The sequence below is a fragment of the Buchnera aphidicola str. Ak (Acyrthosiphon kondoi) genome (genome assembly GCF_000225445.1).
In the GTDB taxonomy this organism is placed as follows: Bacteria; Pseudomonadota; Gammaproteobacteria; order Enterobacterales; family Enterobacteriaceae; genus Buchnera; species Buchnera aphidicola_A.
Genome location: NC_017256.1, coordinates 44,799 through 57,876, shown reverse-complemented (window position 1 = coordinate 57,876; position 13,078 = coordinate 44,799). Strand labels below are relative to the sequence as shown.

General features: G+C 26.6%; 15 protein-coding genes and 4 tRNA genes. 12 read left to right on the top strand and 7 right to left on the bottom strand.

The window, feature by feature from the left end; all coding sequences use genetic code 11:
* Positions 1-25: 25 nt before the first annotated feature.
* From secB to argC, 6 genes are all read right to left on the bottom strand, one after another.
* The gene (secB, locus tag BAKON_RS00275) at positions 26-466 is read right to left on the bottom strand and encodes a protein-export chaperone SecB (protein WP_014499222.1); all 441 of its coding nucleotides are present in this window, start codon (positions 464-466) and stop codon (positions 26-28) included.
* 95 nt (positions 467-561) lie between these two features.
* Positions 562-996: a rhodanese-like domain-containing protein gene (locus BAKON_RS00270; RefSeq protein WP_014499221.1), complete on the bottom strand. Its 435-nt coding sequence runs from the start codon at positions 994-996 to the stop codon at positions 562-564.
* Between the two features lie 97 nt (positions 997-1,093).
* Positions 1,094-2,473, bottom strand: coding sequence for an argininosuccinate lyase (gene argH / locus BAKON_RS00265; RefSeq protein ID WP_014499220.1), 1,380 nt, complete (start codon positions 2,471-2,473; stop codon positions 1,094-1,096).
* Positions 2,474-2,539: 66 nt separating this feature from the next.
* Positions 2,540-3,751 carry an argininosuccinate synthase gene (locus BAKON_RS00260; protein WP_014499219.1) on the bottom strand — a complete coding sequence of 404 codons (1,212 nt, stop codon included), beginning with the start codon at positions 3,749-3,751 and terminating at the stop codon, positions 2,540-2,542.
* 28 nt (positions 3,752-3,779) lie between these two features.
* Positions 3,780-4,556: an acetylglutamate kinase gene (argB, locus tag BAKON_RS00255; RefSeq protein ID WP_014499218.1), complete on the bottom strand. Its 777-nt coding sequence runs from the start codon at positions 4,554-4,556 to the stop codon at positions 3,780-3,782.
* A 17-nt stretch (positions 4,557-4,573) separates the two neighbouring features.
* Entirely contained in the window at positions 4,574-5,578 is a 1,005-nt protein-coding gene (argC, locus tag BAKON_RS00250) for an N-acetyl-gamma-glutamyl-phosphate reductase (protein ID WP_014499217.1), read from the bottom strand.
* A gap of 163 nt (positions 5,579-5,741) precedes the next feature.
* Here argC and argE point away from each other — a divergent pair, with 163 nt between their 5' ends.
* Positions 5,742-6,887: an acetylornithine deacetylase gene (gene argE / locus BAKON_RS00245; protein WP_014499216.1), complete on the top strand. Its 1,146-nt coding sequence runs from the start codon at positions 5,742-5,744 to the stop codon at positions 6,885-6,887.
* A gap of 10 nt (positions 6,888-6,897) precedes the next feature.
* Here the strand turns inward: argE and metF are convergent, their stop codons facing one another.
* Positions 6,898-7,788, bottom strand: coding sequence for a methylenetetrahydrofolate reductase (gene metF / locus BAKON_RS00240; protein ID WP_430393310.1), 891 nt, complete (start codon positions 7,786-7,788; stop codon positions 6,898-6,900).
* A 106-nt stretch (positions 7,789-7,894) separates the two neighbouring features.
* Between metF and murB the strand changes: the two genes are divergently transcribed.
* The 11 genes from murB to rplL all read left to right on the top strand — a co-directional run bounded on the left by murB (position 7,895) and on the right by rplL (position 13,040).
* Complete coding sequence (gene murB, locus BAKON_RS00235) at positions 7,895-8,953, top strand: UDP-N-acetylmuramate dehydrogenase (protein WP_014499214.1); 1,059 nt, start codon at positions 7,895-7,897, stop codon at positions 8,951-8,953.
* Positions 8,954-9,101: 148 nt separating this feature from the next.
* Positions 9,102-9,174, top strand: a tRNA-Thr gene (locus tag BAKON_RS00230).
* Between the two features lie 15 nt (positions 9,175-9,189).
* Positions 9,190-9,271 (top strand) — tRNA-Tyr (locus BAKON_RS00225).
* Between the two features lie 26 nt (positions 9,272-9,297).
* Positions 9,298-9,369 (top strand) — tRNA-Gly (locus BAKON_RS00220).
* 13 nt (positions 9,370-9,382) lie between these two features.
* A tRNA-Thr gene (locus tag BAKON_RS00215) sits at positions 9,383-9,455 on the top strand.
* 301 nt (positions 9,456-9,756) lie between these two features.
* Entirely contained in the window at positions 9,757-10,140 is a 384-nt protein-coding gene (secE, locus tag BAKON_RS00210; RefSeq protein WP_014499213.1) for a preprotein translocase subunit SecE, read from the top strand.
* A 2-nt stretch (positions 10,141-10,142) separates the two neighbouring features.
* On the top strand, positions 10,143-10,688 hold the full coding sequence (gene nusG / locus BAKON_RS00205) for a transcription termination/antitermination protein NusG (protein ID WP_014499212.1): 546 nt from the start codon (positions 10,143-10,145) through the stop codon (positions 10,686-10,688).
* Positions 10,689-10,728: 40 nt separating this feature from the next.
* Positions 10,729-11,157: a 50S ribosomal protein L11 gene (rplK, locus tag BAKON_RS00200; RefSeq protein ID WP_014499211.1), complete on the top strand. Its 429-nt coding sequence runs from the start codon at positions 10,729-10,731 to the stop codon at positions 11,155-11,157.
* A gap of 2 nt (positions 11,158-11,159) precedes the next feature.
* Entirely contained in the window at positions 11,160-11,855 is a 696-nt protein-coding gene (gene rplA / locus BAKON_RS00195) for a 50S ribosomal protein L1 (protein WP_014499210.1), read from the top strand.
* Positions 11,856-12,107: 252 nt separating this feature from the next.
* On the top strand, positions 12,108-12,605 hold the full coding sequence (rplJ, locus tag BAKON_RS00190; RefSeq protein WP_014499209.1) for a 50S ribosomal protein L10: 498 nt from the start codon (positions 12,108-12,110) through the stop codon (positions 12,603-12,605).
* A gap of 66 nt (positions 12,606-12,671) precedes the next feature.
* Entirely contained in the window at positions 12,672-13,040 is a 369-nt protein-coding gene (gene rplL / locus BAKON_RS00185) for a 50S ribosomal protein L7/L12 (RefSeq protein ID WP_014499208.1), read from the top strand.
* Positions 13,041-13,078: the final 38 nt, after the last annotated feature.

Here is a 13,078-nt window from a genome sequence, read left to right as displayed (position 1 = left end):
GAATAGAGCTATAATTATTGTTTTTTTATATTTCTTTTTCTAATTTAATATGATTATTATAAAGAGCATCAAAATTAATAGGTGCAAGATTTATCTGAGGAAAACTACCATGAGATATTAAATTAGATATACATGCACGAGCATAAGGAAATAAAATATTTGGACAATAGGAATATAAACAATGATTTAATCTTTTCTCACTTAAATTTGCAATAAAAAAAATACCAGCTTGATCTATATCACATAAAAAAACTAATTCTTCTTTAATCTTTGCTATAAGATTTACTTTTAAAACAATTTCAAAAATATTTTTTTTTATTTTATTAGCACTAGTATTTAAATTTAATTTAATAGTAGGTATCCAATCAATATAAAAAATATTTGGTGTATTCGGCGCTTCAAAAGAAGCATCTTTTATATAAATACGCTGAATTTCAAATAATTCTTTTTTTTTTTCTTCTGACATAACACTTCCAAAAAAAATAATAAACATGTATGAATTGATATTTTTATAATTGTATTTATTTATTCATTAAAAAAATTATTTTTTACTTATTCAAATTATTTATCTTCAGTAACAAGTGGAAGATGATCTATATTCCAATAATATATACCATTTTTTAAGATATAAATATTCTTAAATCCATGTTTTAAAAATTCATTAATACACTTATTATCTCCATATGTTTCGTTCAAAACAAGAATAATAGGGGAAAATTTATATATTTTTATTTCTTTAATGTTTCCTGAAAAAATATTTTGTAATGGAATATTAATCGAATTAACAATATGTCCTTCTTTAAAATGTTTTGAAGAACGAGTATCAATTACAATTGCTTTCTCCTGATTAATTAATTTTATTGCTTGAAAATTGTTAATTATTTTATATTTTAAAAATATATTTTTGGCAAGAAAAAAAACTACTCCAATAAGACAAAAAAACCATATACTGAAAAGTATAATATGTTCGCTAATAAAAAACACTAGATCCTGCATGAATTATATTTCCTAGATTTTATATTTTACACAGTTATTAACTTAGCATTTAAATAATTTTTAAATGCTAGTTAATAAATATTAATTAAAAAATATGTTAAAAAATATTCAATCTTTTTTTTGCTTTTATAATTTCTTCATAAACCTGAGAGGGTGCTACACCACCTTTAGATGATCTCTTATCTAGACAAGATTCTAAAGTGATATGCTTATATATATCATCTTTAATAAGCTTACTATAATTTTGAAATACAGATAATTCTAAATCATTTAAAGATTTTTTTTCACTAATTGCTCGAAGCACCAATTGACCAGATATGTTATGTGCTTCACGAAAAGCAACTCCTTTTTTTACTAAATAATCTGCAATCTCTGTTGCATTAGAATATCCTTCTTCTGCAGCTTTACGACATGATTCATATTTAATTTTCATATTTTTTAAAACTAAAATCGCCATGCATACACAATCATTCCATGTTTTTATTGAATCAAACAAACCCTCTTTATCTTCCTGCATATCTTTATTATAAGATAAAGGAAGAGATTTCAATACGACTAAAATAGACATTAATGCACCATGAACACGACCACATTTAGCACGAATAAGTTCTAATGCATCTGGATTTTTTTTTTGAGGCATTAATGAGGAACCTGAAGTAATGGAGTCAGACAATTCAATAAAGTTAGCTTCACCAGAATTAAAAAAAATCATATCTTCAGAAAAACGTGATAGGTGTATCATGCTAATTGATGCAGATGATAATAATTCAATAACATAATCGCGATCAGACACACTATCAAGTGCGTTATTAGTTGCAGAATCAAATCCCATAGATGAAGCCAGTTCTTCACGATTAATTTTCCATGCTGTTCCAGATAAAGCACCAGATCCAAGAGGACTAGTATTTAATCTTTTTAGCACATCTTTCAAGCGACTAACATCTCGTCTTAACATTTCAACATAAGCTAAACACCAATAGGAAAAAGTAATAGGTTGAGCTCGCTGTAAATGGGTATATCCTGGCATGATAACATCATGATTAAATTCAGCATTTAAAATAAAATTTTTTTGTAGTTCAATAAGATTTTTTAGTAAAAGATATATTTTATTTCTACACCATAACTTTAAATCAGTTGTAATTTGATCATTTCTACTGCGACCAGTATGTAATTTTTTACCTAATTGACCAATTTTATTAATAAGATTTTCTTCCACCCAACTATGAATATCTTCACAATTACTTGCAAGAATATTTTTAGTATGATTTTTAATTTCCATTAATAATTCGAGAAGTGCAGATTCTATTGTTGTTTGCTCTTTTTCAGTAATAACCTTAATTTTCATTAAAACTTTAGACCAAGCAATTGAAGCAATTATATCTTCTTCTACCAAAACATTATCAAAAGATAAAGATGTATTGAATTCTTTAAATAATTTATGAGATTCATTAATGAACCGTCCACCCCAAAGTGCCATATATTGTCTCTATAAAAAACTAAATGTAATGTTTTATAAATGTATTTTTAAATTTTTCAAAAAAAACTATTTTAATTGATTTTGTGCGCGTATTCTTGAAGAAAGAGAAAAAAGACGCACAAATCCATCTGCATCAGATTGTTTATAAACTTGATCTTTACCAAAAGTAGCATATTCTTCAGAATATAATGAATTAGGAGAACTTTTCTGAACAGCTGTTACACTACCCTTATATAATTTTAACATAACTTCTCCAGTAATTTCTGATGATAAAGAATCAGCGGCAGCCTGCAAAGACTTACGTATTGGAGAAAACCAACGTCCATCATAAACAATAGATGACATTTCTAATCCTATTTTTTCTCTCCATTGAAAACTTTCACGATCTAATACTAATTGTTCGATTGCTTTTATAGCTGTTGTAATAATAGTACCTCCAGGTGTTTCATAGCATCCTCTAGATTTCATGCCAATTAATCTATTTTCAACAATGTCAATTCTACCAATACCATGTTTAGAACCTAAATTATTTAATTCTTCAACACATTTTAATGGATTTAATTGTTTATTATTAACAGATACTACACAACCTTCTTTCAATGCTAATAAAATATATTCAGGTTTTTCTGGAGCATCTTCAGGATCTACTGTCCAATTCCAACAATCCTCATTCGATTGATTCCAAGGATTTTCAAGTAAACCTCCTTCTGTAGAAATATGCCAAGAATTTTCATCTCTACTATATATTTTTTCCAATGTTGCCGTTATGGGAATATTTCTTTCGTGTAAATATTTTAATAACGATTCTCTTGAATCAAGATTCCATTCTCGCCAGGGAGCAATTACATTTAAATCTGGAGCCAATGCTGCATAAGCCATTTCAAATCGCACTTGATCATTGCCTTTCCCTGTAGCACCATGACATAATGAATTTGCTCCAATATTTAATGCTAATTCCACTTGTTTTTTTGCAATGATAGGCCTAGCTATTGCTGTTCCTAATAAATAATTACCTTCATATAAAGCACCTGTTTTTAAAACAGGATAGACATAATTCTCTATAAATTCCTCTTTTAAATCGAAAACATGACAACTAGACGCACCAGATTCCAATGATTTTTTTTCAATTCCATTCAAATCTTTTTTTGACTGTCCTATATCGGCTACAAAAGCAACAACTTCAAAATTATAATTTTCTTTAAGCCAGGGGATAATTGCTGAAGTATCCAAACCACCAGAGTATGCTAAAACAACTGTGTTATTTTTTTTTCTAATCATGTTTAAACCTAATATATTGATGATACAATTAAATAGAAACTCGAGTACCAATATTTATACCATTAAATAATAATTTTAGTTCTTTAGTATTCTGCCAGCTCGCTATATCTACAGAACGATTTAAAACTCGTGCTGCTTCTAAAGCTGCGTTTACTTTGACAATCATACCATTAGTAATAATACCTTGTGAAATTAATCGTTTAGCTTGAATACTATTAATTTCTCTAATTCTTTGTCCTTTTCCATCTAATATTGAACTTATATCAGATAATAAAATTAAATCGGCTTCCAAAGTAGTTGCTAAGGCTGTTGCTGCCAAATCAGCATTCACATTCATTAATAAACCGTCATTAGTAATTCCTATCGAACTAATAATTGGTAAAATACCTTCTTTACAGAGTTTTTTTAAGAAAAACGGTGATCCTGGCATTGCTTTTCCAACATGACCTAAATCTTCATCTAGCTTTTCTACAGAAATACTTTTTCCATCAGCTAAGCATAATCCAACTGCATTTATATTATATTTTAACGCCCATGCAAGTAAAGTTTTATTAGCAGTACCAGCTAATGCACCTGTAATAATATTAATATGTTCAGATGGAGTAATACGCAAACCATTTTTCTTTTTAACTGGTAGAGAAAGTTTTTTCATTAGATCATCAATTAAACGACCTCCTCCATGAATTATCAAAACATGACGTTTATAAAATTTTTGATAATCAACTAGAGCTTCAAATAAACGCATCATAGCATCATCGCTTTCTAAAAGAACTCCACCTAATTTAATAACCAAAGGATTTGTCATAAATACCTCATAATTCATTAAATAATTGATTCTGTTTCAGAAAAACCAAAACGAATGTTAAAACACTGCACTGCTTGAGCAGCAGCACCCTTTAATAAATTATCTTCTGCTGTCACAATTACTATATAGTTATCTTTTATTATAAATCCAATATCACAAAATGGTTGTTTTTCAACTGATCTAATACTCGGTAAAAATTTTTTATACATGCGAATTAATGGTTTATTTTTATAAAATTTATGAAAAATATTATATATATCAATTGATTTAATATTAGATTTTAATTTACATGTAATAGTAGCGATTATACCTCTAGAAAAAGAACCTAAATGTGGAATAAAAATTACCGGAATTCCTAATTGTTCTACAATTTCAGGATTGTGACGGTGAGTAAAAATATTATATGGTTGCAAACTTACTTCACAAAAACTATTATTTAAATTAGCTTTTCTACCTGCTCCACTAACACCACTAACAGCATTGATAATTGGCATATTTTTATTGCAAAGAACATCTTCTTCAATTAGAGGTTTTAATGCTAATTGAATACAAGTTGCATAGCATCCAGGTACTGCAATGAGATTTGCTTTTTTAATTTTTTTTTCTTTCCATTCTGCCAATCCATAAACAGATTTTTTTAAAAGTTCTTTATATTGATGAACAAAGCCATAATAACTTAGATATACTTTGCTTTTTTTTATTCTGTAAGCAGCAGAAAGATCAAAAACAATACAACCAGAAGATAAAAAAAAAGGAACAAGAGAATGACTGACACTATGGTCTGTTGCTAAAAAAACAGCATCAATATTTTTTTTAATACAGTTAGAATTGCTTATGGCTTCAAATCGCAAATCTATAATATTTTTAAATTGTTGATGTACTTCCGAAAATAATTTTCCTAGATCTAGACTATTTTTTGAAACAAATATTTTTTTTACATTAGCAAATGTATGACGATTCATATAGTTGACTAATTCTGCACCAGCGTATCCACTAGCACCAATGATTAATACATTTAACATAAAATTAATAAACCTTTGCAAAAAAAACTATCATTTATAGATCAAATAATGCACTAAAATTTTATAAAAAAATATTTTATATTATTAATATATTGATCAATTATCTATTTATGAATAAAATACTTTAAATTTTAAAAATATTATACTTTTCAAGAAAATTTTTATGACGAGAAAGATACCTTCTTTTATTCAAGTTTATAAGTCACTAATTAAAATTCCTACAATTAGCAGTAATAATAAACTTATTGATCAAAGTAATAAAAATTTTATTGATTTATTATCTAATTATTTCTCTGATTTAGATTTTTCAATAAACAATTATCAAATTCCACACACTAATAAATTTAACATGTTAGCCTGTATTGGTTCAGGAAACGGGGGACTTTTATTATCTGGACATTCAGATACTGTAGATTTTGATGAAAACGCATGGACAAAAGATCCTTTCACATTAACTGAAGCTGATAATAGATTTTATGGATTAGGAACAGTAGATATGAAAGGTTTTTTTGCTTTTATATTAGATGTAATCTCTACTATAAATATAAAAAAAATAACTAAACCAATTTATATTCTTGCCACTGCCAATGAAGAAACAGATATGTCTGGAGTTAAACATTTTATAAAATCCACCATTATTAAACCGGATTGTATAATAATTGGAGAACCAACATCTTTAAAATTAATAAATGCGCATAAGGGACATGTATCTTATTCAATTGAAGTATTAGGGAATACTGGACATTCTAGTAATCCGGATAATGGTGTTAATAGTATTGAAATCATGTATCATATCATTAAATCTTTATTAATTTTACAAAAACATTTTAAAAGAAAATATCGACATCAAGATTTTTCTATTCCATATCCAACTATGAATTTGTCTGCTATACATGGAGGTGATGCAATTAATCGCATTTGTTCTTTGTGTACATTAAATTTTGAAATACGTCCTATACCAGGGCTGACTTTAACACAAATTGAAATTTTAATTAAAGAAAAATTAGAAAAAATTATAAAAAAATGGTCCAATCGAATTTTTATAAAAAAACTTTTTTCTTCTGTTCCTGCTTACAAATGTTCTTATAAAGATAACACTATTCAAATATTGGAAAAATTATGTCAATTAAATAGTACATCAGAAAATTACTGTACAGAAGCTCCTTTTCTTGAAAAAATTGCACCTACTTTAATACTAGGACCGGGTTCTATTGAACAAGCGCATCAACCAGATGAATATTTATCGCATAGTTTTATCCGTCCTACTAAAAAAATCATTAATAAATTAATACATAAATTTTGTTATTAAATTAAAATCTTTATAAACCTAAAATATGACAAACAGAATAAGTAATGTCAGACTGATTCAAGGTGTAAAAATGAAAGTTTTTTACTCCTTCAGAAGATAATTTATTCACCATATCTATAGCTATACTAGAACCTACAATCTTTTGTGTAAATATATCATGATCTAGACCATGAAACATTTCAAACATCCATTTAGGAATTTGAACATTAGTCATATTTGAAAAACGTTGCAATTGACTAAAGTTACAAACAGGCAAAATACCTGGTATGATTTCAACATTTATTCTATTTTTAATACAATTTTCTCGAAAACGTAAATAACTTTCAATATTAAAAAAAAATTGAGTAATTGCTCTATTTGCGCCAGCATCAATCTTTTTTTTTAAATTAAGAATATCTAATTTAGAATTTTTTGATTCTGGATGACATTCAGGATAAGCTGCTACAGAAATATCAAAATCAGCAACTTTTTTTAATAAAACAACTAAATCTAAAGCATATATAGTATGCTTATAATTTTTATTTAGAGTATCACCTCTTAGTGCAACAATACTTTTAATACCATTCTTCCAATAATTCTGTGCTATTTTTTTTAATTCATCAGATGTAGAATTAACACAAGTTAAATGAGCTGCTGTAATAACACCTGTTTTTTCATATATCTTTTTTACAATATCATATGTTTTTTCACGTTCACCAGAATTTGCACCATAAGTTACAGAAAAAAATTTTGGTCTTAATCGAGTAAGATGTTTAACTGAAATCCATAAATTTTCTTCTAAAGAAGAACTTTTTGGTGGAAAAAACTCAAAAGAACACTGTATATTATTTCGAACATTCTCTAATTTTTGATTCACAATATCTTTATGATATTCAGAAAAAATACGCACTTTAAACTCCATTAAAAATAATTTTTAGTAAAAGTTATCTAGTATTATTATATAATACTAAAAAATATATATTTGTTATTATAAAATATAATGAACAATTTTATTTATTTCATATTCTATGTATAAAAAAAAAGTTTTTTTTAATCAATCATTAAAAGATTTAAACACATTTGCAGTAGATGTAACAGCAAAAAAAATTATTTTTGTAAAAACAATCAAATCATTAATTAATATATCAAAAATCTGCAAAGTATCTAATATTCCTTATATAATTCTAGGAGAAGGCAGCAACGTATTATTTTTAGAAAACTATAGAGGAATAGTGATTATTAATCGAATTAAAGGTATAAAAATAGTAGAAAAAAAAAATTCTTGGTTATTATATGTTTTTTCAGGTGAAAAACTGCATGATTTAGTAAAATTTACTTTAAATTTAGGTATTTTTGGATTAGAAAATTTAGCATTAATTCCTGGTTGTATAGGTTCTGCAGCAATTCAAAATATTGGTGCATATGGTTTAGAATTTAAAGATATATGTGAGTATGTCGACGTATTATCTTTAAAAAACAATATAACCACAAGAATTAATAAAAAATTTTGTAAATTTTCTTATCGAAATAGTATTTTTAAAAATCAATATAACTATGAAAATGCTATTATTGGAGTTGGTATTAAATTATCTAAAACATGGAATCCAACTATTTTTTCTTCATTAGAAAATTATATCAAACCAAAAGATATAACTGCACATAAAATATTTAATATAATATGTACAATACGTACAAAAAAACTACCTAATCCAAAAAAAATTGGTAATGCTGGTAGTTTCTTTAAAAATCCTATTATTAAAAAAGAACAAGCACAAAAACTCATAAACTTATATAACATACCGAATTATCCTCAAAAAAATGGTTTAGTAAAAATTTCTGGTGGCTGGCTAATTGAACATTATCAATTTAAAAATATTCAAATTGGTGATGCTACTATCCATAAAAGACAAAGACTTATATTAATTAATAAAAAAAATGCCACTTCTAAAGAAATTATAAAACTAGCAAAAATAATACATGCATGTATTTTTAAAAAATTTAATATATTATTAGAACCAGAAATAGACTTTATCGGACCAAAAGGAAAAATAAAATCATCAGATATTTTTAAATTAAAAATATTTTAAAAACTATCTAAATTTAAATAAAAAAATCATACTTTTTTATAACGAGATTATTTTTGATAAAAAAACTTGCAATACTAATGAAAAATTATATAATATAATTTATTTAAAATTAAATTTTTAATGCTTCTTATAATTTTTATAAAAAATAGCCGGCTTAGCTCAGCAGGCAGAGCAACTGACTTGTAATCAGTAGGTCACCAGTTCAATTCCGGTAGCCGGCATAAAAACTATTTTGAGGTGGGATTCCCGAGCGGCCAAAGGGAGCAGACTGTAAATCTGCCGTCACAGACTTCGAAGGTTCGAATCCTTCTCCCACCAATTAAAGTATCTAAATCCTATAAAATGCGGACATCGTATAATGGCTATTACCTCAGCCTTCCAAGCTGATGACGCGGGTTCAATTCCCGCTGTCCGCTAAAAAATAAAAATGCTGATATGGCTCAGTAGGTAGAGCACACCCTTGGTAAGGGTGAGGTCCCCAGTTCAATCCTGGGTATCAGCATAACTAAAAATTTTTTAATATAATATTCTATTTCATTTTTAAAAAAATATTTTCAAATCATTTACCATAAATCTCACCCATACTTTATTTTTAAAATATTTTATATTTTAAAATTTCTATTTTTACTTCATAAAAAATCGATCTATTTTAAAAATAAATAGTTCACTTTGAGAGTTTTTAATTTAGAAAAATAACGAAAAAATCTTTATGTAAAAAATAATTTTTATAAATTAAAAAAGAATAAGATGTTTAATATATCAACATATTTTTTCTATATTATTTTATAATTTTAGGAGAAACTATGAATAAAAATAACTATGATCGCAATAAGCCTAAAAACTTAGAAAAAATAAAATGGTTATCTATTTCTGCATTTTTTATACTAGTTTTTTTCGTTAATTATTATTTTTATAAAACACAATTATTTATTAATGTATTTATTATATCTTTTTTGGTTCTTTGTGCAACAGGAGCTTTGATATGCACAAAAAAAGGAAAATATATATTATCATATATAATTATGTCGAAAAAAGAGATGCAAAAAATAATATGGCCCAAATATAAAGAGACTTTATATACTACATTAATTGTTATTTCTATAACAATTATCATGTCTCTTCTTTTATGGAGTGTAGATAATATAATATTCCGTTTAATAGCATTTATTATTAGTTTAAGGTTCTAAAAATGCATGAGAGTCAAAAAAAAAGATGGTATGTATTACAAGCTTTTTCTGGATTCGAGAGTCGTGTAGCACAGTCAATACGAGAACATGTGAAATTAAATGAGATGGAAGACTTGTTCGGAGAAGTAATGGTTCCATCTCAAGAAGTTGTTGAAATAAGAGGTGGACAACGTAGAAAAAGCGAATATAAATTCTTTCCCGGATATGTTTTAATTCAAATGATAATGACAGATTCAACCTGGCATTTAATTAGAAATGTTCCCAGAGTTTTAGGATTTATTGGTGGAAAATCAGATAAACCTTCACCTATTAGTGATAAAGAAGTAGAAATTATTATTAATAGACTGCGCAAAATCGGTGATAAACCACGGCCTAAAACTTTATTTGAACCAGGAGAAATGATTCGTGTTAATGATGGTCCTTTTGCAGATTTTAATGGAGTTGTAGAAGAAGTAGATTACGAAAAAAGTAGATTGAAAGTTTCTGTTTCTATTTTTGGAAGATCTACTCCAGTAGAACTAGATTTCAGGCAAGTAGAAAAAAATTAAAAACAAACTTTAATAAAAATTTCAAATAAAAGAGAAAAAAATGGCTAAAAAAATACAATCCTATATTAAACTCCAAGTTTCAGCTGGGACGGCTAACCCTAGCCCGCCAATTGGACCCGCTTTAGGTCAAAAAGGTGTTAATATTATGGAATTCTGTAAATTGTTTAATAAAAAAACAGAAAATATAGAAAAAGGACTTCCAATACCAGTAATCATTACAGTTTATTCTGATCGTTCATTTACTTTTATTACAAAAACACCTCCTGCTTCTATTTTATTGAAAAAATTATCTGGGATCAAAAAAGGTTCTAGTAAAACCAAATCAGAACAAATAGGAAAAATTAATCGTTCACAAATAAAAGAAATAGCAATAATTAAAAAAAATGACATGACTGGTGCTAATATTGAAAATATGATGCGATCTATTGAAGGCACTGCTAAATCTATGGGTCTAATCATTGAGGGATAATAATGAGTAAAATTACTAAACGTATGAAAAATATTAAAAATAATATTAATTTTGAGAAATTATATCATATTGACGAACTGATCAGTTTATTAAAAAAATCATCTAAAGTAAAATTTAATGAAAGTATTGATATTGCTATTAATTTAGGAATAAATTCTAAAAAATCAGATCAAAATATTCGAGGTTCAACTGTATTACCAAATGGTATAGGACGTTCTATACGAGTAGCAGTGTTTACACAGGGTCATAATATTGAAATAGCTAAAAATGCCGGTGCAGAATTAGTGGGAATGGAAGATCTTGCTGAAAAAATAAAAAAAGAAGGTATTAATTTCGATGTAGTGATCGCTTCTCCTGATGCAATGAAAGTAGTAACACAGTTAGGACAAATACTTGGACCTCGTAATTTAATGCCCAATCCTAAATTAGGTACAATAACTACAAATATCGCTGAAGCAATTAAAAACGCAAAAACAGGACAAGTACGCTATCGAAATGACAAAAATGGAATTATTCATGCTACAATTGGTCGAATTAACTTTGATAAAGACCAAATAAAAGAAAATTTCAATGTGTTTTTAGAGTCTATAAAAAAAGCAAAACCACCGCAGTCAAAAGGAATATACATAAAAAAAATAGTTTTATCAACAACTATGGGTATGGGATTAATGATTGATCAATCTACTTTATCTCTTTAATAAAATGGTTTCGACTTTACGCTATAAAAAAAATTATTTATAATGATATCCCTTTTTCTAATCAGCATCTAAAATTTTTTTAGTTAAAATACCTAAAAAAAATCTGATTCTAACAATAAAAATTTATTATTTAATAATTTTTTTTTATAGTCATAGAGTGAAAAAATAAAAATATATTCTCAAAAATCTTGTATTTTTATTTAAAATCAATTCACATTTTTTCTCTCTAGATTAATGAGGAGAATCTGATAAATGGCATTAAATCTTCAGAAAAAGAAAATAATCGTCTCTAAAATTAATAAAGTGTCTAATACAGCATTATCAGCCGTTACTGCAGATTCTCAAGGCGTTAGCGTAAATCAAATCAATAAATTAAGAAAATCTGGACGTGAAATCGGAGTAAAAATGAGTGTTGTTCAAAATACTCTTTTATCTTTAGCAATTAAAAATACTGTTTTCGAATGTTTAAAAAAAAAATTAAAAGGTTCTACTTTTATCGCTTATTCTATGATACATCCAGGTAGCGGTGCTAGATTATTTAAAGAATTTTCAAAAAAAAATACGCAATTTAAAATTACAGGAGCAGCATTTGAAGGGAAATTACTCTCTACTTTAGAAATTAATCAACTTGCAGATATGCCTACTTATAAAGAAGCAATAATCAAACTTCTATTAACACTGAAGATGTTAGTTGCTGGCAAACTTATTTATACATTATCTGCTATAAAACAAAAAAAAGAAACCTCTTAAGGGTTATTATTTTTGATGTATTAATAACATCTAAAATAATTCTAATTGTTATTAGGAATTATTGTTATGTCTATTACTAAAGAACAAATCTTAGAAGCTGTATCAGAAATGTCAGTTATGAATGTTGTAGATCTTATTGCAGCCATGGAAGAAAAATTTGGAGTATCTGCCAATATGACCATGAATAGCAATAATCATAATGAAAAAGATTCACATGAAGAAAAAACAGAATTTGACATTTTTTTAAAAGTTATTGGACCAAACAAAGTGTCAGTAATTAAAACTGTACGCAGTGCAACTGGTTTAGGATTAAAAGAAGCTAAAGATTTAGTAGAATCTGCTCCAACAGTTTTAAAAGAAAATATTAGTAAGGAAGATGCAGAAACATTGAAAAAAACACTAGAAAATGTTGGTGCTGAAATCGAAATCAAATAAAAATGTTAAATTTTACAATTTAATCAATTTTTAAGTAC